Genomic DNA, 19,697 nt, shown 5'->3' on the forward strand with positions numbered 1-19,697 from the left:
AGGGCTGCTCAGAGGGCTACTCGGAGGGCTGCCAGGCCGTCGTCCCCAGGATGTTCTCGGGGCCGATGTCGAGCGGATACGGAGGACGTACGGTCACGGTGTCGTCGCCCTTCGCCGGGGCCACGCGGAGGTACACGCCGTCCTGGTTGTGCATCCGCCAGTACAGGGCCGCGTGTGCGCTCTCACCGGGGGCGAGGGTCAGCGCTCGGGGTCCGGGGTCCTCCGGTGCCATGGACACCTTGTCCGTGCCCTCGACGGTCCGTACCCCCGGGAACGGGTCGCCCGAGGCGTCGAGGACGGTGACGGCCGGGTAGCCGTTCAACTCGTACGGGCGGTCACCGCAGTTGATGACGTCGAGGCCCATGGCGCGCAGCCCCATGGCCGCGTCACCCTCGTCGGCCTGGAAGCGCAGGCCGGACGGCGGACAGCCCTGCCCCTGCTGGACGGGTACGGACGGGGAGTGCGTGGGGATCCCGGACGGGGAGGGATTCGCCGCCCGGGTCGGCACCTCCACGGTCAGTGTCGGCGTCGGGGTGGGCTTGCGTGCGGGGTTGCTCTCACGGTCCAGTTCGGCGGAGAGACCGCAGCCGCTCACCCCCAGCACCAGCAGACAGGCGAGGGCAGCGCTGTGGACCGATCTCGGGCGTATCGCGATCACGCGCCGATCATCACACGAACTCCGACGGAAGCCGTCACTCCGCTCCCCGGTGCCCCATTACGCTCCCCGTGACGCTCCCCGTGCCCGTCACTCCACCGTCCCGCGCGCCGCGACCAGCCCCGACTCGTAGGCGAACACGACCAGTTGGGCACGGTCCCGCGCGGCGAGCTTGGTCATCGCGCGGCTGACATGGGTCTTGACCGTGAAGGGGCTGATGACCATGTGGGCGGCGATCTCCTCGTTGGTGAGGCCGCGGGCGGCGAGCGCGGTGACCTCGCGTTCGCGGCGGGTGAGGCACTCCAGTCCGGGGGCGCTGGCCCGGTCCGGGGGCCGGGCCACGAACTCGCCGATCAGCGTGCGGGTGACGGACGGCGACAGCAGGGCCTCGCCACGCGCGACGACCTCGATGGCCTGGAGCAGGTCGGCGGGCTCGGTGTCCTTGAGCAGGAACCCGCTGGCACCGGCCCGCAGCGCCTCGAAGACGTACTCGTCCAGGCCGTAGTTGGTCAGCATCACCACGCGTACGCCGGACAGATCCGGGTCGGCGGCGATGCGGCGGGTCGCCTCGATGCCCGTCATCACCGGCATCTGGACGTCGACGAGAGCGATGTCCGGGACATGCTCGCGCACCAGCGCCAGGCCCTGTTCCCCGTCGGCGGCCTCGCCGACCACCTCGATTCCCTCCTCGGCGTCCAGGAGGGCCCGGAACCCGGCGCGCATCAGGGCCTGGTCGTCGACCAGCGCGACCCTGATCAGGCCGCTCACGGCAGGTCCAGCGGCACTTTGGCCCGTACCGAGAAGCCGCCCTCCGCGCGCGGGGCGGCGTGCAGGGTGCCGCCGAGGGCCGTGACGCGTTCACGCATACCGGTGAGCCCGATGCCCTCGGCGCACGGCCGGGACGGTTCGGCAGTGCCGTCGTCCTCGACGCGTATCGTCAACTCGCGCTCTTCGTACTCCAGTTGGACGGCCACCTTGGCGGGCCCGGCGTGCCGGGCGGCGTTCGTCAGGGCCTCCTGGACGATGCGGTACGCGGCGCGGTCCACGGTCGCCGTCAGCGGGCGCTCGTTTCCGGTCACGGTCAGGTCGACGGCGAGGCCCGCGGCCCGGGCGCGCTCCACAAGGAGGGCCGGGGTGCCGGTCGGCTCGTCGGTACGCAGCACCTCAAGGGTGGCGCGCAGTTCGCGCATGGCCTCACCGCTCGCCTCCTGGATGGCGAGCAGCGCTGGGGGTATCTCCTCCCCGCGCTTGCGCGCGAGGTGGACGGCGACTCCCGCCTGAAGCTTGACGATCGAGATGCTGTGCGTGAGGGAGTCGTGCAACTCGCGGGCTATGCGCAGGCGTTCCTCGCCCGCGCGGCGCAGAGCCGCCTCCTCGCGGGTGCGCTCGGCCTCCAGGGCGCGCTGTTCGGTCTGGCGCAGATACGCCTGCCAGTTGCGGCCCGCGAGACCGGTCACGACGGCGCACAGGAACCAGCCCGCGAGCAGCGCGGTCTGCTCGACGGTGTCCTGGGAGGTGACTCCCGTCGCGAGCCACGCCCCGAGGAACACCCCGCCCGCGGCCGCGGCCGCGCCCCGGTGCCCCGCCTGTGCCGCCGTGTGGACCGCGGCCATCACCGGGAGGGCGGCCACCAGCCCGGGCTCTGTGTGCAGCACATAGCCGGCCAGCGCGACCGTGGTGACGGCGAGCACCGCACGAGGCGCCCTGCGGTATGCGGCCAGCGCGAGCGAACCGGTCACGATCAGCGCGTAGTCGACCGGCGCGGTGTCCTTGTCGAAGGCCGCCACGGACACGACGATCGCGCCGATCACGAGGGCGAGCGCCACGTCGGCGAGCCACTTGAGGGTGACCTGGTCCGCGTCCATGTCCGTACCGTAGACCGCCGTACCGACAGGGGCGTCAGCCCTGTGGACGGCCCCGCGACTACTCCCGGTGCAGTAGTCCGGTGCGCGGCGCGGTCGCGTCGGAGCACCGCCAACTGCCTTCGGCCGTACGACGCCCGAAGGCCCCCTCGGGAGCGAGGGTTCTCGGCATGACCACACCCTTCAGCTACCCCTTCGTGACCACGCCTTTTCGCTACACCCAGCCTCCGCCGCCCAGGTCCGCCACCGGCCGGACCGCAGAGGTCTACCGGCAGCTCTCCGAGGACTTCGGCATCGACGGTGCCGTCACGTTCGTCGTCCTGTCCTCCGCGCCCGAACTCCTCGCCGCCACCTGGGCCCTGATGCGTGAGTCACTGCTCGCGGGCGACGGCAGCCGCACCGGCAAGGAGCTGGCCGCGCTCGGGGTGTCCCGCGCCAACAGGTGTCCGTTCTGCGTGGACGCGCACACCGTCCTGCTGCACGCCACCGGCAACCACGCCCTCGCGGAGCGGCTGGCCCGCGGCGGGACCCCGGACAAGGAGGTGCAGGCGCGCATGGTCGCCTGGGGCGAGGCGACCCGTGTCCCGGGCCACCCGGATCTCACCCCGCTGCCCTTCTTCGCCCGGCACACCGCCGCGTACGTGGGGACCGCACTGTCCTTCCACTTCATCAACCGGATCGTCTCTGCCCTGCTGACGGAGAACCTGCTGCCGGGCAACACCCAGCGGTTCAGGCCGGTCCGCAGCCTCGCCGGCCGTTCCCTGGCGAAGACCCTGCGCCGGCGTCTCACCCCGGGCACGAGCCTCGCCCTCCTCGACGGCGACCCGGGCCCCGGCCCCTCCTGGGCGGCCGGCACGACGGTCGCCCCGGCCTACGCGGCACTGCGGACGGCCGCCACGGAGGGTGGCGGCCTGCTGACCGAGGCCGACCGGGACCTCGTACGAAGCGTCGTCGCGGCGTGGGACGGCACGCATCAGCCGTTGGTGTGGGACGCCCTGCCGGACCGGAGGAACAGGCCCGGGGCACGGCTGGCGATACTGGCCGCGCTGGCTCCGTACCGGATCACCGACGAGGATGTGGCGGCGTGGAAGCAGCCGCCGTACACGGACCGCTGTCTGGTCCGGCTCGTCGCGTACGGCGCGTTCGCCGCCGTGGACCGCATCGAGCGGGCAATGCCCCTCGGTGCCCCGATTTCGCACGAGGTCATGGACCGTCAAGGGTGAGCCCCTGTCACCACACGGGCACGGAGCGAGTTTGTACTACCGCACCACAGGCAGGCATGTGACACTGGCGTCCCGTCCGCTGTGCGGACTCTCCGCACCGTCCCCCACGAAATGTGCGCCGTGCGTTCTCTTCCTCTCGCTCTGACCGCGCGTCTGCTGCCGGTTGTCGTGCTCGCCCTGGCGGGCTGGTCGTTGTCGTCCGGGCCGTTCGCCGCGACCCCGGCCGCGGAGAAGAAGGCGGCCCCCGACGGCGGCGCGTCGCCGTCAGCGCCGTCGACCTCGGCGGCGACCCGCACGTACCGAACCTCGCCCGCGCCCTGTACGGGCGTGTCGAAGAAGACGGTGACCTCGCTGGTGCCGGACGCCAAGACGGCCGGCAAGGAGATCCCCTCGACCGACGAGTCGCTGCGCCGCACCTGTTCGTGGAACGCGCTCAAGGGCTTCGACTACCGCTGGCTCGACATTTCGTACGAAATCAAGAAATCGGACCAGACCGCTCAGGCCGCCTACAAGCAGCGCACGACGGAGAAGAGCGGCGGAGGGGTCGTTCCCGGTCTCGGGGACGCGGCCTACTCGGTGGTGAACCTCACCACCGAGGACAAGCAGCAGACGCGCGAGGGCCAGGTGTTCGTCCAGGCGTCCAACGCCCTGCTGGTCATCACGTACAACGGCAGTGACTTCGAGTCGAAGAAGGCTCCGAGTACGGACGAGATCAACAAGGGCGCCATCAAGGCCGCCAAGGAGGCGATGGCCGCGCTGGAGGCCGCTCAGTAAGAGAGGCTCCCAACGCGGCCCGCCGTCGTCAGACGACCTGGTCGGCCTTCGCCGCGCGCCCCTCTCGCTCTGCCCGCTCCGCCCGTGCGAACGGCGCCATCAGCGCGACGTACAGGACGAGCGACGAGGCGAGGCCGATCGCCCATCCGTAGTCCGCGAGCGGCTTGAGGAACGGGATGAGTCCGTCCGTCGGGAACGGGCCGAGCTTCTCGCCCTTGGCGTCGAGGTTCGAGTACGAGCCGCCGACCGCCAGGACACCGCCGACCACGAAGGCCAGCACCGCCCGCCAGTTCCAGCCGTTCGTGTACCAGTAGCGCCCGCCGGGCGTGTAGAGGTCGGCGAGATGCAGGACCGTACGGCGGATGATCCAGTAGTCGGCGATCAGGATGCCCGCGACCGTACCGAGCAGACCGCCGACCACACCGAGCCAGGTGAAGATGTAGAACTCGGGCGTGGAGATCAGCTTCCACGGGAAGATCAGGATGCCGATGACACCCGTGATCAGTGCGCCCGTACGGAAGTTGATGAACTTCGGGGCCAGGTTGGACAGGTCGTAGGCCGGGGAGACCACGTTCGCCGCGATGTTCACGGAGATCGTGGCGATCAGCACGATGAAGAGCGCGAAGAGCAGACCGAAGGCGTTGTCGGTCTTGGCCGCGAGGGCCACCGGGTCCCAGATCGCCTCGCCGTAGACGGCCTCGGAGCCGGAGGTGACCAGCACGGCGAGGATCGCGAAGAGCGTCATCGTCGTGGGCAGACCGAGGGACTGCCCCCAGGTCTGCGCCTTCTGGCTGGCGCCGAAGCGCGTGAAGTCGGGGATGTTGAGGGACAGGGTCGCCCAGAAGCCGATCATGCCCATCAGGGACGGGAAGAAGACCGGCCAGAAGTCCGGGCCCCAGCCGAGCTTCGAGGGCTGGTCGAGCAGTGCGCCGAAGCCGTCGGCCTTGACCGCGATCCAGATGAGCAGCGCGAACGCGCCGACGATCACGACGGGCGCGGCCCAGTTCTCGAAGTGCCGCAGGAAGTCCATGCCACGGTAGATGATCGCGATCTGCAGGGCCCAGAACAGGATGAAGCAGAGCCACAGCGGCCATGGGTTGCCCGCGATCTTCCCCGCGTTCTCCCACTCACCGCCGGTGAGCTTGGAACCCAGGGCGAAGATGCCGCTGCCGCCGATCCAGGTCTGGATGCCGAACCAGCCGCAGGCCACGGCGGCCCGGATCAGCGCCGGGATGTTGGCACCGCGAAGCCCGAACGAGGCGCGGGCGAGCACGGGGAACGGGATGCCGTACTTCGGTCCCGCGTGACCGGTGGCCAGCATCGGCAGCAGCACGATGATGTTGGCCAGGGCGATGGTGAAGACGGCCTGCTTCCAGTCCATGCCGAGGGCGACCAGGCCTGAGGCCAGGGTCCAGCTGGGGATGCAGTGGGCCATGGATATCCACAGCGCCGCGAAGTTGTACGTCGTCCACTTGCGCTCGGAGACCGGGACGGGACGCAGGTCCTCGTTGGCGAAGGGACTGTCGTCGGGGAAGGCCCCGGGGCTGAGTTCGATCCGGCCGTCGGCGTCGGCGGACTGGGATATCGGCGGCCCCGTGGGGACGGTTTCGGTCATGGGCAGGCCAATCAATGAGGCGGGACGGGAAAGGCCGTGCGGGTGGCGTCGTGGGGGTGGTGGTGCGGTGTGCGGTGGTGCGGTCCCCTTCCCGGGGAGGTGGGAAGGGGACGACTTGAGTGGATGGAGCAGGGTGGAGCGGAGGCCGTCAATGGTTGATGGATGGGTCGACCATCAACCACTGGGACGGGTCGTCAACGACCGCGGCCGGCCCTCAACCGTTGACGGCGGGAATGACCGTTGATCCATACGCCTCGATGACCGCCTCTTGAGCGTCATGCATGTCGTACAGGGCGAACTGGTCGACGCCCACCTCGCGCAGCGCGTTCAGCTTCTCGATGTGCTTCTCGGCCGGGCCGATCAGACAGAACCGGTCGACGATCTCGTCGGGCACGAACTGGGTGTCGGGGTTGCCGCTGCGTCCGTGGTGCGAGTAGTCGTAGCCCTCACGGGACTTGATGTAGTCGGTGAGTTCGTCGGGTACGGCGGCGGAGTGCTCTCCGTACTTGGAGACGAGGTCGGCGACGTGGTTGCCGACCATCCCGCCGAACCAGCGGCACTGCTCACGCGCGTGGGCGAGTGCCTCGGGCGAGTCGTCCTCGGTGACATAAGCGGGCGCGGCCACACAGATCTTGACGTCGTCGGGGTCGCGCCCGGCTTCGGCGGCCGCGGTCTTCACGGCCTTGACCATGTACTCGGTCAGGTAGAGGTCGGCGAGCTGGAGGATGAAGCCGTCGGCCTCCTCACCGGTCATCTTCAGCGCCTTGGGCCCGTACGCGGCCATCCAGACCGGGAGTTCGGCGCCGGGCTTGATCCACGGGAACTTGATCACCGTGCCGCCGAGGTCCGCCTCGTCGCCGCGTCCCAGCGCCCGGATGACCTTCATGGCCTCACTGATCCGGGCGAGCGTGTTGGGCTTGCGGCCGGCCACGCGCATCGCCGAGTCGCCGCGCCCGATACCGCAGACCGTGCGGTTGCCGAACATGTCGTTGAGCGTGGCGAAGGTCGAGGCGGTGACCTCCCAGGTGCGGGTGCCCGGGTTCGTCACCATCGGGCCGACCTTCAGCTTCGTGGTGTTGGAGAGGATCTGGCTGTAGATCACGAACGGCTCCTGCCAGAGCACGGCGGAGTCGAAGGTCCAGCCGTACGTGAAGCCGTTGCGCTCGGCCCTCTTCATCAGGCTGATGACGCGGGAGGCAGGTGGGTCGGTCTGCAGGACGAGTCCGAAGTCCATGTGCGCCACTCCTAGTTCAGGTACTGACAGGTGGAGCGGGGGGTGTAGACGCCGTGCCCGGCGCGCCCGGTGAACTCCCGCTCGTTGATGACGAGTTCGCCCCGCGAGAGGACCGTCTCGACGCGGCCGGTGGTGCGCCTGCCCTCGTACGCCGAGTAGTCGACGTTCATGTGGTGCGTCTCGGCGGACATCACCTGCTCGGCGTGCGGGTCGTAGATGACGACGTCCGCGTCGGCGCCCGGCGCGATCGTGCCCTTCTTCGGGTACAGGCCGAACATCCGGGCCGGGGTGGCGCACGCGATCTCGATCCAGCGGCGGCGCGTGATGTGTCCGTCGACGACGGCCTGGTGGAGCAGGTCCATGCGGTTCTCGACACCCGGCAGACCGTTGGGGATCTTCGAGAAGTCGCCGCGTCCCAGTTCCTTCTGGCCGACGAAGCAGAAGGGGCAGTGGTCGGTGGAGACGACCTGGAGGTCGTTGGTCCGCAGGCCCCGCCACAGGGCGGCCTGGTGCTCCTTGGGCCGCAGCGGCGTCGAGCACACGTACTTGGCGCCCTCGAAGTCGGGCTCCGCGAGGTTGTCGGTCGACAGGAACAGGTACTGCGGGCAGGTCTCGCCGAAGACGTTCAGCCCCTCGTCGCGCGCCTGTGCCAGCTCGGCGACCGCCTGCTGCGCCGAGACGTGCACGACGTACAGCGGGGCCCCGGCCACCTGGGCGAGCTTGATGGCGCGGTGGGTGGCCTCGGCTTCGAGGAGGGCCTTGCGGACCTCGCCGTGGTAGCGCGGGTCGGTCTCGCCCCTGGCCAGCGCCTGCTCCACCAGCACGTCGATCGCGATGCCGTTCTCGGCGTGCATCATGATCAGGCCGCCGTTCTCGGCGGAGCGCTGCATGGCGCGCAGGATCTGGCCGTCGTCGCTGTAGAAGACGCCGGGGTAGGCCATGAACTGCTTGAAGGAGGTGACACCCTCCTCGACCAGCAGGTCCATCTCCTTGAGCGTGTCCTGGTTCACGTCGGAGACGATCATGTGGAAGGCGTAGTCGATGGCGCACTTGCCGTCGGCCTTGGCGTTCCACGCGTCGAGGCCCTCGCGCAGCGAGTGTCCGACGCTCTGCACCGCGAAGTCGACGATCGTGGTCGTGCCGCCCCAGGCGGCGGCCCTGGTGCCGGTCTCGAAGGAGTCGGAGGCGAAGGTGCCGCCGAACGGCAGCTCCATGTGGGTGTGGGCGTCGACGCCGCCCGGGATCACGTACTTCCCGGTGGCGTCGATGGTCCGCTCGGCGGTCCAGGCCTCGGCGGCGGGGGTGCCGCTCGCGGCGAGGGCGGCGATGCGGCCGTCCTCTACGAGGACGTCCGCGTGGAGTTCGTCCGACGCGGTGATCACTAGGCCACCGCGGATGACTGTACGGCTGCTCATGTTTTCCTCTCCTGTCGTGGGCACCCCGGTGGAATGCGGTCGTTGGGTACGTGTGGGTGCGTCGTGGCTGGTCGCGCTGTTCCCCGCGCCCCTGAAAGACCGGGGCGCGAGGCGCGGGCCGCCGATGTCCCCGACGGAGCCTCGGCCAAGGCCCCGGTCAGAACCCCCGCCGGGGAGCCGGTCAGGGAGACGTCAGGGGCTCGTACGCCTCCGGGCGGCGGTCGCGGTAGAACTGCCAGCGGTCGCGTACCTCGCGGAGCTTGGCCATGTCCAGGTCGCGGACGACGAGTTCGGTCTCCTTGTCGCTCGCCACCTCCCCGACGAACTGGGCCTCCGGGTCCACGAAGTACGAGGTGCCGTAGAAGTCGTTGGAGCCCAGCTCCTCCACGCCCACGCGGTTGATGGCGCCCACGAAGTACTCGTTGGCGACGGCCGCGGCCGGCTGCTCCAACTGCCAGAGGTAGGCGGACAGTCCGCGCGAGGTGGCGGACGGGTTGAAGACGATCTCGGCCCCGGCGAGACCCAGCGCACGCCAGCCCTCCGGGAAGTGCCGGTCGTAGCAGATGTAGACGCCGATCTTGCCGACCGCCGTGTCGAAGATCGGCCAACCCGCGTTGCCGGGACGGAAGTAGAACTTCTCCCAGAAGCCCTCGACCTGCGGGATGTGGTGCTTGCGGTACTTGCCGAGGTACGAGCCGTCGGCGTCGATCACCGCCGCGGTGTTGTAGAGGACGCCGGGCTGCTCCTCCTCGTACATCGGCAGCACGAGGACGATGCCCAGTTCCCTGGCGAGTGCCTGGAAGCGCTGGACGATCGGGCCCTCGGGGATCTGTTCGGCGTACTCGTAGAACGCCTTGTCCTGGACCTGGCAGAAATAGGGCCCGTAGAACAGCTCCTGGAAGCACAGGACCTGAGCACCCTGTGCGGCCGCGTCGCGGGCCGCCTGCTCGTGGACCTGGATCATCGATTCCTTGTCGCCCGTCCATGCGGTCTGGAAGACGGCGGCGCGGATCACTCTGCTCATCGGGACCTCCGGTCGCTCGGTGTGCGGCGAGCTTAGGAAGACCTGCGGGCGCGTTTGAGTTGCAGCGTGTCACGTCTGAGGGCGTGTGGCGTTCCACGGTGTCACCCTTGCGAAGGCCCATGTTTCACCACCGTTTTCCCAGGTCTTTCTGTGTTTCGGAGCTGTTGCGCGTCGGGGGTCTCAGCCTTGTTGCGCGTCGTGCGCGAGGAGGGCGATGTGCACGGAGGCCGCCTGCTCGAAGTCGTCGAGATCGACCCGCAGCCGCGCCTCTATCGCCTCCAGCCGCCGGTACAGCGCGGGCCGCGAGACGTGGTGGAGCTGCGCGGTACGCGACTTGTTGCGGCCGGTGGCGAGATACGTCCGCAGCACCGGAAGCAGCTCCGACTCCGCGTCCGCCCCGCACAGCAGCCCGTCCAGCTCCCGCTCGGCGAACGACTGGACGTGCGGGTCGTCCCGCAGCAGCCGGACCAGCCCGCGCAGATGTACGTCCCGCAGCCGCACCACGACCGGCAGGTCGAGTCCGGCTGGGCTCTCGGCGACGGCGTCGGCCACGTGCCGGGCCTCGCGCAGTCCGGCGGGCACGTCGTCCCACCCGGTCCGCGCGTCCGCCGCCGCGACGACGACCGCCTTGCCGCCGTCCGCCGAGCCGCCACCGGATTCCGTACGCAGCCGGGTGGCGAAGTGGGCGGCGAGGGCTTCGGCGTCCTGGTCCCTGGCCAGGCTCAGCAGTACGGCGACGACCCCGTCGGCCAGTTCGGCGACGAGTCCGGGGAGCCCCAACAGACGCAGTACGCGGTCGAGTTGGGCCGCCTCCGTGTCCCGTACGACCAGGGGCACGAACGTCCGGCGGTTGACCGGCAGTCCGGCCGCCCGGGCCCGGGGCAGCAGTTGGCGGGCCGGTACGACTCCGGAGACGAGGTCGGTGAGCAGGCTCTCGGCGGACTGCTCCTCCCAGGAGTGCACGGTGCCGCCGAGCATGCGGTGCAGGACCAGTGCCTCGGCCCCGCGGTCGGCGAGCAGCCGTCCGGTTGCGGCATCGCCGCGGTAGCCGCACAGCACGATGCGGCCCCAGCGCTCACCGCGTCCGCCCAGCTCGGCACGGACCCAGCCGTCGCCCTCGCTCCCGCCGGCCTGCCGCGCGATGCGCTCCCAGTCGCGCAGCACGTCGTCGACCGCGGACCGCTCCCCCGCCGTGGCGAGGACGCGGTGGGCGAGGTTGGTGACGACGACGGGGCACGCGCTGTGCGAGGCGATCTCGTCGAGCATCCGCTGCAGCGGGGCGCCCGCCGTGATGAGCCCGGTCAGCGCCGTCCGGACGGACTCCGACAGGCTGACGGCCGCGAACTTCCGCCGTACGAGCCGGGACTGGACCTCTTCGGTCAACTCCGCGAAGGGGAACGGGCGGTGCAGGACCACCATGGGCAGCCCGCACCGCTCGGCCGCCCGGCGCATCACCTCTGGCGGGGTCGGGAAGGCCCGGCCGAGTCCGAGGACGACGGCCGAGGCCTCCGCGCGGTGCAGTGAGCGGATGTACTCGGCCTGGGCCTCCGGGTCGCCCGCGAGCAGCACCCCGGTGGTGAGGACCATCTCGCCGCCGCTGAGCATCACGCCGACGTCGGCGGCCTCGGCGACGTGCACCCAGCGCACGGGCCGGTCGAGCTGGCTCGCGCCGGCCACCACCTCGGGTTCCCCGGCGAGCACCCGCTCCAGGGCGAGGACCTGCCGGACCGACAGGGCGGGTTCCAAGGCGGTGGTCATGCGGCCAACCTTCAATCTTGCGTTGCTGAACGCTCTTCGGAGCCGACGCCTCTGCAGAACCGGCTGCTCCTGGGAACCGAGCGCCCCTCAGAACTGAGTGCTCCGCAGAGCGCGTTCCAGGATCGCGGCACCCTCCTCGGCCTCCGCGACGGTGAGCGACAGCGGTGGGGCGATGCGCAGGACGCTGGTGTTGTGGCCACCGCCCTTGCCGATCAGCAGGCCGCCCTCGCGGGCCGCTTCGAGCACGGCGGCGGCCGCGTCCGGGTCGGCCTGGTCGGTGCCGGGCTTCACCAGCTCGACGCCGATCATGAGACCCCGGCCCCGGACCTCGCGTACGCCCGGCAGTTGCGCCGCGATGGCCCGCAGCCGCTCGATGAGCAGGCCGCCGACGCGGCGGGCGTTGCCCTGGAGATCGTGCTCCAGGAGGTACGTGAGGTTGGCGAGGCCCGCGGCCATGGTGATCTGGGTGCCGCCGAACGTCGAGATGGAGTTGGAGTCCAGGCAGTTCATGACCTCGGCGCGGGCGACGACACCGCCGATCGACATGCCGTTGCCGATGCCCTTGGCGAAGGTCAGCATGTCGGGCGGACCGTTCTGGCCGTGCGCCTGCCAGCCCCAGAAGTTGTCGCCGGTCCTGCCCCAGCCGTTCTGCACCTCGTCGGCGATCCAGAGGACGCCACGCTCCTGGAGGACCTCGCGGAACGCCGCGTACAGGCCGTCCGGCGGTGCGGTGAAGCCGCCGACTCCCTGGATGGGCTCGGCGATCAGGGCCGCGGGCGGGCGGACGTGGCCGAGCAGGTCCTCCAGGTCGGCGACGCAGGCCGCGATGAAGCCGGCGTCGTCGAGATCGGCGTACGGGCCGCGGGTGCGGACGCCTCCGTGCACGTACAGCGTCTGGAGGGGCGAGAGGCTGGTCGGCGACCAGCCCTTGTTGCCGGTGATGCCGACCGAGGTGAACGAGCGGCCGTGGTAGCTGTTGCGCATCGCCAGGATCTGGTTGCTGCGGCGGTACGCGGTGGCCAGCAGCAGGGCGGTGTCGTTGGCCTCCGTGCCCGAGGTCGTGAAGAACACGCGCGCGTCCGGGATGCCGGACAGCTTGGCGATGCGCTCGGCCAGGTCGACCATCGGCCGGTTGAGGTACAGCGTGGAGGAGTGGATGATCCGGCCGGCCTGCTCGCTGACGGCCTTCGTCACCTCGGGCAGGGCGTGCGCGGTCATCGTGGTGAGGATGCCGCCGAAGAAGTCGAGGTACTTGTTGCCCTCGGCGTCCCAGACGTGACGGCCCTCGCCGTGGGTGAGCTCGATCGGGTCGGCGTAGTAGACGGCGAGCCAGTCGGGGAGGACGGCCTGGTGGCGCTGGTACAGGTGCTTGGCCGAGCCCACGGAGTCGTCTGTCGTCACGGCTGCACCAGCCCTTCGTACGCGTCGGGGCGGCGGTCCCGGTAGAAGGCCCACTGCTGGCGGACCTCCTCGATCAGGTCGAAGTCGAGGTCCCGGACGACGAGTTCCTCGTTCTTGTCGCTCGCGGTCTCGCCGACGAACTGGCCGCGCGGGTCGACGAAGTACGACGTCCCGTAGAAGTCGTTGTCCCCGTACTCCTCCTCGCCGACACGGTTGATCGCGGCGATGTAGTACTCGTTCGCGACGGCCGCGGCGGGCTGCTCCAGCTGCCAGAGGTGGGAGGAGAGACCGCGGGAGGTCGCCGACGGGTTGTAGACGAGCTGCGCGCCGTGCAGGCCGAGCTGACGCCAGCCCTCCGGGAAGTGCCGGTCGTAGCAGATGTAGACGCCGACCTTGCCGACCGCGGTGTCGAAGACCGGCCAGCCGAGGTTGCCCGGTTTGAAGTAGTACTTCTCCCAGAAGCCCTTGACCTGGGGGATGTGGTGCTTGCGGTACTTCCCGAGGTACGTGCCGTCGGCGTCGATCACCGCCGCGGTGTTGTAGTAGAAGCCGGACTGTTCGACCTCGAAGACCGGGACCACAATGACCATGCCGGTCTCGCGGGCGAGTTCCCGCATACGGGTGACGGTGGGGCCGTCCGGTACCGGTTCCGCCCAGCGGTAGTGCTCCGGCTCCTGGACCTGGCAGAAGTAGGGGGCGTTGAAGACTTCCTGGAATCCGATGATCTTCGCACCCTGACGGGCCGCCTCGCGGGCGTGCTCCTCGTGCTTGGCGACCATGGATGCGGTGTCGCCGGTCCAGGTGGCCTGGACCAGAGCGGCGCGTACGACGTTGGCCATGAGCTGCTCCTTCGACGGGACGTCAGAGAGCTTCTACGCCCGTAGATGATGGGCGTAGAGCCCCGAAAGTAAGCGGAGGCGCTGCGCTGGGCAAGACCATCGTCGTTAACCGGCTGAGTCGATCTTGTTTCCTACCCCTGTGGGTTAGCGGTTGGCCTCCGGCGGTTTGGCGGGGCGCCTACGCGAGGTGGTGGGATCCGGTGTGTCGGCGGGTGCGGGTCGTCGTGGGCTGGTCGCGCAGTTCCCCGCGCCCCTGACTAGGTGGGCCGGAGCCTCGCGACGTGAAACCTTCCCCGGTCCAGGTCGGCTCACGCCGTGTAGCCCGCCACCCTCAGGGCGTGGATCAGGTCCCAGTGGCGTTGTTGTGAGACGTGGCGGGCCGCTTCGAGGAGGAGGGGCATGAGGCGGGGCGGGTCGGTCTCGACGCTGCGGGCGGCCTCTTCGGGGGTGCGGATGCGGACGTACGCGTCGAGGAGGGACCGGACCTCGCGGTGGCGGTCCTCCCCGACTAGGGCCAGTACGGCCTCGCCTATTTCCGGGGCGGGGCGTACGACGCCCTGGCGGAGCATCTGGTCGCCGTCCGCAGTGCGTCCCGCCACCACGAGGGCGTCGGCGGCGGCGACCAGGCGGTCGGCGGGCAGGGAGGCGGCCTCCCAGAGGAGGGTCGCCCAGTCGGCGTCCAGGCCCGCGCGGTGGAGTTCGGCGGCGAGGAGCGGGAAACGGGCGGCGGGCCAGTACGCGGCCTCGACGAGCAGGGCGTGCGCCTCGCCGCTGTGGCCCTCGCGCCGCAGCCGGACGAGCCGCTCGACGGTCTGGACGGTGGTCCGGCGCGCCTCGTCGTCCAGGGGCTCACGCCGCTGCTTCGGCCGGGCGGGCTCCTCGGCGGCTCCGGCGAAGCGGGCCCCGCGCAGTGTGCGCTCCGCGGTGGGCGGCACGGGCATGGCCGGTACGGCGGCCGCGGCGGCGTCCTCCTCCATCATCCCGGCGAACCTGGCGCTGCCGCGCGCACGGCGCTTCGAGCGCTGTTTGGGGGCACGGGCCTTGGAAGGTTCGGGAGGCTCGGGGGCCGCAGTCTCGTCCTCCTGGGCGGCCGTGGGACGCGGGGCGGCCTCGGGAGCGGGTGCCGCGGCCTGCCAGGCGCTCTGTTCGGCCGCCTGCCTGGCTGCCTGTCCTGCGGCCCGGTCCGCGGACGCGTCGCGCCAGAGGTCCGGCCAGTCGTCCTCGTCCGGCGCGGGGCGCTGCGGGCCCCCGCGTCCCGTGGACGGCCCGCCGGTCTCGGCGCCGCTCCGGCCGGCCCGGGGCTCCTCGTCCCAGAAGACATCGGTGCCGACTTCGCCGGGCGGGATGGTCAGTGCTCCCTGGGCCCGGCCGCCCACCGCACGTCGGTCCAACTCGTCCATACGGGAGCGGAGTTCGGCGCAGCGGGCCGTCGCGCGGTCGTGGTCGTCGCGGGCCCAGGCCAGGTCGATGCGGTAGGACTCGGCCTCTTCCCCGCCGGTGGCCGTACGGAGCGAGCGGCCCAGTTCCGAGAGCCGTTCGGCGGCGTAGCGCTGTTCGCGGAGCATGACGTCCAGGCGGTCACCGAGGGCGTCGCGGCCGCCCGGCCGTGCGTCGTACGCGGCGAGCGAGGCGCCGTGCAGTGCCCGCGCCCGGTCGGACTCCTGGGCGGCGGCCCGGTCGCCGTACTCCGCGGCGACGTCCTGGAGGAGCGCCTGCACGACGTCCCAGGGCGGCACCTCCGTGCCGTCCAGACAGGCCCGCATCCCCTCGGGGTCACGCTGCCAGAACACGCCGCACCAGCCGCCGCCCTGGTCGAGCCGGGACAGCAGGCCATTGAGATATTGCGCGAACTCCCGCACCTGGCCCGGGAGTTGTTCCACCGCCATTACCTTCACCCCATGCCAGACTGGAGTACTCCGGTTCGATAGAAAACACCGCTCGTGTTACGGAATGGCTACAACGAGTTTTCGACCCGGACGCAGAGTGCGGTTACCGACCCGGAACGTGACGTGAGGGAGCCCCGGACATGACGGGGTGTCACCTGAGTGTCAGGCCGGGGCGAGCGCACAACTGCCCGCGATCTCGTCCATCGAGAGGCCCAGCACCCGCGCCAGCGCCGCCACCGTGAAGAAGGCAGGGGTCGGCGCACGGCCGGTCTCGATCTTGCGGAGGGTCTCGGCGGAGATGCCCGCGCTCGCGGCGATCTCCACCATGCTGCGGCCGCCGCGGGCCTCACGCAGCAGCTTGCCGAGCCGCTCGCCGCGTTCGTGCTCTTCGGGGGTCAGCGGGGTTCGCACCATAGGCCCACCCTAGTACCGGCGACCGTTATTTGAATAGGCGGGCGGAGGTCACCGCACAGGCCTCGACCGGTATAGTAATTGGCATGGTGGAACTGAAGACGGACACGTCTGTCGACGCGATGTACGAAGCGGGCCAGGTCGTGGCCCGGGCCCTCACGGCGGTGCGGGAGGCCGCCGGCGTGGGCGTCTCGCTCCTGGAGCTGGACGAGGTCGCGCACCAGGTCCTGCGGGACGCGGGCGCGGGCTCCCCCTTCCTCGGCTACCGGCCCTCCTTCGCCCCCGTGCCCTTCCCGGCCGTGATCTGCGCCTCCGTGAACGACGCGATCGTGCACGGCATCCCGACCGGCTACCGGCTGCGCGACGGCGACCTCGTCTCGATCGACTTCGGCGCCGAACTCGGCGGCTGGGTGGGCGACTCGGCGATCAGCTTCGTGGTCGGCACTCCGCGCCCCGCCGACCTGCGCCTCGTCGAGACCGCCGAGCGGGCCCTCGCGGCGGGCATCGAGGCGGCCGTCGTCGGCAACCGCATCGGCGACATCGCGCACGCGATCGGCACGGTGTGCCGATCGGCGGGGTACGGCATTCCGGACGGCTTCGGCGGCCACGGAATCGGCCGCCGCATGCACGAGGACCCACCCGTCCCGAACGAGGGGCGGCCCGGCCGCGGCCTGCCCCTCCGGCACGGCATGGCCCTCGCGATCGAGCCGATGCTCATCGCCGGCGGCACCGACGGGTACCACGCCGCCGCCGACGGCTGGACCCTCCGCACGAACGACGGCACCCGAGCGGCCCACGCGGAGCACACCGTGGCCATCACGGACGCGGGACCGCGCATCCTGACGGCCCGCTGACCGCCCGCCGGCCTCGCGCCGCCCCCTCTATCCGACGGCCCGCGGCCTACGACGCCGGCCGCACCACCATCGCCGAGCCGCCGCCCCGGCGTACGGTCTCGGCCGCCGCCAGCCACTTGCCGTTCGGAAGGCGTTGGACTCCCGTCGCCGCGCCGATCTCCGGATTCTGGCGGAAGCCGTGGCCCAGGGACTCCAGCTGGGCCCTCAACGGGCTGTTCCACAGGCCCGGTTCGAGTTCGGTGGTCGTCTGGTTGCGCTGGCTGGCGCGCGGGGCGGCGATCGCGTCGACGAGCGGGAGGCCCCGGTCGACGAACCCGGTCAGGGTCTGCAGGACCGTCGTGACGATGGTCGCGCCGCCCGGCGAGCCCAGCGCCACCACCGGCTTGGAGTGAGCGTCGAGGACGATCGTCGGCGAGATCGACGAGCGCGGGCGCTTGCCGGGACCCGGCAGGTTCGGGTCGTGCACGGCCGGGCTCGCCGGCGCGAAGGAGAAGTCCGTCAGCTCGTTGTTGAGGATGAAGCCGCGGTCGGGGACGGTGATCCCGCTGCCGCCGGTCTGCTCGATGGTGAGGGTGTACGCGACGACGTTGCCCCACTTGTCGGCCGCCGTCAGATGGGTCGTGTTCTCACCCTCGTACGTCGTCGGCGCGGCCGTGCCGCCGGCCGAGCACGCGGCGGGGTCGCGCGGATCGCCGGGCGCCAGCGGGCTCGTCAGCACCGCGTCGTCCTTGATGAGGCACTCGCGCGAGTCGGCGTACTTCTGCGAGAGGAGTTCCTTCGTCGGTACGTCCTCGAAGGCGGGGTCGCCCACCCAGCGTCCCCGGTCCGCGAAGGCGATCCGGCTCGCCTCGATGAAGCGGTGCAGGTACTGGACGTCCGCGGCCTTCGAAAGGTCGGTTTTCTCAAGGATGTTGAGGGCTTCACCGACTGTGGTGCCGCCGGAGGACGAGGGCGCGATCGAGTAGACGTTCAGTCCGCGGTACGAGGTCTTCGTTGGCGCCTGCCGCTTCGCCTCGTACTTCGCCAGGTCCTTCAGGGACAGGTCACCGGGCCGCGCGTTGTATCCCGAACCAGGGTCCACCGGCGGCTTGTTCACCGTGTCGACGATGTCCTTGGCCAGTGTGCCGCGATAGAGCGCGCCCACGCCCTTGCGGCCCAACTCCTCGTACGTACGGGCCAGATCGGGGTTCTTGAACGTCGAGCCGACCACCGGCAGCGAACCGCCCGGCAGGAACAGCTCGGCCGTGTCGGGGAAGTTCCTGAACCGCGCCTCGTTGGACTCGGTCTGCGAGCGGAACGTGGTGTCGACGGTGAACCCGTCGCGCGCGAGCCGCTCCGCGGGCTTCAGCAGCGATCCGAGCCCCTTGCTGCCCCAGCTGTCCAGCGCCTTCTGCCAGGTGGCGGGAGTCCCGGGCGTGCCCACGCCCAGACCGCTGGTCACGGCGTCGGCGAACGGGATCGGCTGGCCGTTCTCCAGGAAGAGCCCCGAGTCGGCCGTCAGGGGCGCCGTCTCACGGCCGTCGATCGTCCGCACCGTACGGGACTTGGCGTCGTAGTAGACGAAATAGCCACCCCCGCCGATGCCCGACGAGTACGGCTCGGTGACGCCGAGCGCGGCAGCCGTGGCGACGGCCGCGTCCACTGCGTTGCCGCCCTTGCGGAGGATCTCGATCCCGGCGGCCGAGGCGTCCGCGTCCACGCTCGCGACGGCCCCGCCGTACCCGACGGCGACCGGCACCTTCTCCGCCGGGCCCGGGCCGCCCCCGGAGGACCCTGAAGAGGGCGGTGCCGCCCCCACCGACATCACCGCGGCCGAAACCGCCACCACAGCCAGACCCCGCGCGACCGAGCGCCCCATCCGTACCTCCAGTCAACGACCGTCTGCGCAGCGTAACCGCCCCGGCATGGCCGCGTCAGGTCCCTCTCGAACACCGGTGCAGGTGCCCGCTAGCATGCGCGCCCATGAATGACGACGTGCGCAACATCGTCCTCGGCGTGGTCGCGGCCGGCCTCAGCGCCGCGCTCGGCTGGCTCGCCCGTACGTATCTGTGGAAGCGCAAGCTGCGCCGCAAGCAGGCCTTCTTCGGCCTGCCCGACAACTCCGAGTCGCTCCTGGTGGTCAACCGCGAGGCCGGCGGCGCGGAACTCTCGGTGATGCGCCATGACGTCTTCGCGCTGCTCGAACTCTCCGCCCTGATCAAGGACTGCGGCGCCCACGCCCAGGTCATCGCGCACGACGCGGCGCAGCAGGGCTTCGGGGAGCGCACGGAGTTCTGCGTGGGAGGGCCGTCGTCGAACCGCCGCATGGCCGCGCATCTGCACTCGCTGCTGCCGGGCATCCGCGTCAACGTCGACCCCGAACCGGGCCCGGACCGCGGCGCGTTCCAGATCGGCAGCGAGCGCTACCGGCTGGAGCCCGGCAAGGGCGAGTACGTGATCCTCGCCCGGCTCACGGCGGGCAACACGGCACGGCCCGTGTTCCTCTTCTGCGGCCAGCGCGCGATCACCAACCAGGCCGCCACCCGTTATGTCGCCCGCAACCACGAACGGCTGGCCCGCAAGCACGGGAACAACTCCTTCGTGATCCTCCTGAAGGTCGTCAACTCCCAGGCGTACGGGCCGGATGTCGTCGAGCTCGTCGCGGACGTCACTCGCGCCTCACAGACTCCACTGCCTGCGGTTCCAGCACGGAGCAGCCACCGCGCCTCCTAGGTTCCAACACATTTCAACAATCGTTACTCGTGCG

17 protein-coding genes are annotated in these 19,697 nt (G+C 70.7%); 4 read left to right on the forward strand and 13 right to left on the reverse strand.

Going from position 1 to position 19,697, the window contains the following annotated elements:
* Window positions 1–16: 16 nt before the first annotated feature.
* From OG718_RS14635 to OG718_RS14645, 3 genes are all read right to left on the reverse strand, one after another.
* Window positions 17–658 (reverse strand): DUF4232 domain-containing protein, encoded by a 642-nt coding sequence (locus tag OG718_RS14635; RefSeq protein WP_328844326.1) that lies wholly within the window; start codon window positions 656–658, stop codon window positions 17–19.
* Between the two features lie 87 nt (window positions 659–745).
* The gene (locus OG718_RS14640; protein WP_328847758.1) at window positions 746–1,414 is read right to left on the reverse strand and encodes a response regulator transcription factor; all 669 of its coding nucleotides are present in this window, start codon (window positions 1,412–1,414) and stop codon (window positions 746–748) included.
* A 5-nt stretch (window positions 1,415–1,419) separates the two neighbouring features.
* Window positions 1,420–2,520 (reverse strand): sensor histidine kinase, encoded by a 1,101-nt coding sequence (locus OG718_RS14645; RefSeq protein ID WP_328844327.1) that lies wholly within the window; start codon window positions 2,518–2,520, stop codon window positions 1,420–1,422.
* Window positions 2,521–2,714: 194 nt separating this feature from the next.
* Here OG718_RS14645 and OG718_RS14650 point away from each other — a divergent pair, with 194 nt between their 5' ends.
* Both OG718_RS14650 and OG718_RS14655 read left to right on the forward strand, forming a co-directional pair.
* Window positions 2,715–3,740 (forward strand): carboxymuconolactone decarboxylase family protein, encoded by a 1,026-nt coding sequence (locus OG718_RS14650; RefSeq protein WP_328847759.1) that lies wholly within the window; start codon window positions 2,715–2,717, stop codon window positions 3,738–3,740.
* 111 nt (window positions 3,741–3,851) lie between these two features.
* The gene (locus OG718_RS14655; RefSeq protein ID WP_143641008.1) at window positions 3,852–4,514 is read left to right on the forward strand and encodes a hypothetical protein; all 663 of its coding nucleotides are present in this window, start codon (window positions 3,852–3,854) and stop codon (window positions 4,512–4,514) included.
* Window positions 4,515–4,542: 28 nt separating this feature from the next.
* Here the strand turns inward: OG718_RS14655 and OG718_RS14660 are convergent, their stop codons facing one another.
* The 9 genes from OG718_RS14660 to OG718_RS14700 form a co-directional block, all read right to left on the reverse strand.
* The gene (locus OG718_RS14660) at window positions 4,543–6,129 is read right to left on the reverse strand and encodes an NCS1 family nucleobase:cation symporter-1 (protein WP_143641009.1); all 1,587 of its coding nucleotides are present in this window, start codon (window positions 6,127–6,129) and stop codon (window positions 4,543–4,545) included.
* A gap of 214 nt (window positions 6,130–6,343) precedes the next feature.
* Window positions 6,344–7,363 (reverse strand): TIGR03842 family LLM class F420-dependent oxidoreductase, encoded by a 1,020-nt coding sequence (locus OG718_RS14665; protein WP_328844328.1) that lies wholly within the window; start codon window positions 7,361–7,363, stop codon window positions 6,344–6,346.
* A gap of 11 nt (window positions 7,364–7,374) precedes the next feature.
* Window positions 7,375–8,778 carry a dihydropyrimidinase gene (gene hydA / locus OG718_RS14670; protein ID WP_143641011.1) on the reverse strand — a complete coding sequence of 468 codons (1,404 nt, stop codon included), beginning with the start codon at window positions 8,776–8,778 and terminating at the stop codon, window positions 7,375–7,377.
* 181 nt (window positions 8,779–8,959) lie between these two features.
* Window positions 8,960–9,802 carry a nitrilase-related carbon-nitrogen hydrolase gene (locus OG718_RS14675; protein WP_143641012.1) on the reverse strand — a complete coding sequence of 281 codons (843 nt, stop codon included), beginning with the start codon at window positions 9,800–9,802 and terminating at the stop codon, window positions 8,960–8,962.
* A 180-nt stretch (window positions 9,803–9,982) separates the two neighbouring features.
* A complete protein-coding gene (locus tag OG718_RS14680) occupies window positions 9,983–11,560 on the reverse strand; it encodes a PucR family transcriptional regulator (RefSeq protein ID WP_143641013.1) in 1,578 nt (525 codons plus the stop codon).
* Window positions 11,561–11,647: 87 nt separating this feature from the next.
* Window positions 11,648–12,961: an aspartate aminotransferase family protein gene (locus OG718_RS14685; protein WP_328844329.1), complete on the reverse strand. Its 1,314-nt coding sequence runs from the start codon at window positions 12,959–12,961 to the stop codon at window positions 11,648–11,650.
* The gene (locus OG718_RS14690; RefSeq protein ID WP_143641014.1) at window positions 12,958–13,800 is read right to left on the reverse strand and encodes a nitrilase-related carbon-nitrogen hydrolase; all 843 of its coding nucleotides are present in this window, start codon (window positions 13,798–13,800) and stop codon (window positions 12,958–12,960) included. The genes OG718_RS14685 and OG718_RS14690 overlap by 4 nt, the downstream gene beginning before the upstream one ends.
* 308 nt (window positions 13,801–14,108) lie before the next feature.
* On the reverse strand, window positions 14,109–15,686 hold the full coding sequence (locus OG718_RS14695) for a hypothetical protein (protein ID WP_143641015.1): 1,578 nt from the start codon (window positions 15,684–15,686) through the stop codon (window positions 14,109–14,111).
* A 162-nt stretch (window positions 15,687–15,848) separates the two neighbouring features.
* Window positions 15,849–16,100 carry a helix-turn-helix domain-containing protein gene (locus OG718_RS14700; protein ID WP_143641016.1) on the reverse strand — a complete coding sequence of 84 codons (252 nt, stop codon included), beginning with the start codon at window positions 16,098–16,100 and terminating at the stop codon, window positions 15,849–15,851.
* 83 nt (window positions 16,101–16,183) lie between these two features.
* Between OG718_RS14700 and map the strand changes: the two genes are divergently transcribed.
* The gene (gene map / locus OG718_RS14705; protein WP_306936683.1) at window positions 16,184–16,951 is read left to right on the forward strand and encodes a type I methionyl aminopeptidase; all 768 of its coding nucleotides are present in this window, start codon (window positions 16,184–16,186) and stop codon (window positions 16,949–16,951) included.
* 46 nt (window positions 16,952–16,997) lie between these two features.
* Here map and ggt read toward each other — a convergent pair whose 3' ends face one another.
* Complete coding sequence (gene ggt / locus OG718_RS14710; RefSeq protein WP_328844330.1) at window positions 16,998–18,809, reverse strand: gamma-glutamyltransferase; 1,812 nt, start codon at window positions 18,807–18,809, stop codon at window positions 16,998–17,000.
* Window positions 18,810–18,913: 104 nt separating this feature from the next.
* Here ggt and OG718_RS14715 point away from each other — a divergent pair, with 104 nt between their 5' ends.
* Window positions 18,914–19,663, forward strand: a complete 750-nt coding sequence (locus OG718_RS14715; RefSeq protein ID WP_186001326.1) for a hypothetical protein — start codon at window positions 18,914–18,916, stop codon at window positions 19,661–19,663.
* Window positions 19,664–19,697 lie beyond the last annotated feature (34 nt).

Source organism: Streptomyces sp. NBC_00258 (genome assembly GCF_036182465.1).
Taxonomy (GTDB): domain Bacteria; phylum Actinomycetota; class Actinomycetes; order Streptomycetales; family Streptomycetaceae; genus Streptomyces.

Bases quoted from the DNA above. Each gene is read 5' to 3' on its own strand.
- OG718_RS14645 (WP_328844327.1), bottom strand. From the start codon at position 2,520: ATGGACGCGGACCAGGTCACCCTCAAGTGGCTCGCCGACGTGGCGCTC.
- OG718_RS14655 (WP_143641008.1), top strand. From the start codon at position 3,852: ATGTGCGCCGTGCGTTCTCTTCCTCTCGCTCTGACCGCGCGTCTGCTG.
- OG718_RS14660 (WP_143641009.1), bottom strand. From the start codon at position 6,129: ATGACCGAAACCGTCCCCACGGGGCCGCCGATATCCCAGTCCGCCGAC.
- OG718_RS14665 (WP_328844328.1), bottom strand. From the start codon at position 7,363: ATGGACTTCGGACTCGTCCTGCAGACCGACCCACCTGCCTCCCGCGTC.
- hydA (WP_143641011.1), bottom strand. From the start codon at position 8,778: ATGAGCAGCCGTACAGTCATCCGCGGTGGCCTAGTGATCACCGCGTCG.
- OG718_RS14675 (WP_143641012.1), bottom strand. From the start codon at position 9,802: ATGAGCAGAGTGATCCGCGCCGCCGTCTTCCAGACCGCATGGACGGGC.
- OG718_RS14680 (WP_143641013.1), bottom strand. From the start codon at position 11,560: ATGACCACCGCCTTGGAACCCGCCCTGTCGGTCCGGCAGGTCCTCGCC.
- OG718_RS14690 (WP_143641014.1), bottom strand. From the start codon at position 13,800: ATGGCCAACGTCGTACGCGCCGCTCTGGTCCAGGCCACCTGGACCGGC.
- OG718_RS14695 (WP_143641015.1), bottom strand. From the start codon at position 15,686: ATGGCGGTGGAACAACTCCCGGGCCAGGTGCGGGAGTTCGCGCAATAT.
- OG718_RS14700 (WP_143641016.1), bottom strand. From the start codon at position 16,100: ATGGTGCGAACCCCGCTGACCCCCGAAGAGCACGAACGCGGCGAGCGG.
- map (WP_306936683.1), top strand. From the start codon at position 16,184: ATGGTGGAACTGAAGACGGACACGTCTGTCGACGCGATGTACGAAGCG.
- ggt (WP_328844330.1), bottom strand. From the start codon at position 18,809: ATGGGGCGCTCGGTCGCGCGGGGTCTGGCTGTGGTGGCGGTTTCGGCC.
- OG718_RS14715 (WP_186001326.1), top strand. From the start codon at position 18,914: ATGAATGACGACGTGCGCAACATCGTCCTCGGCGTGGTCGCGGCCGGC.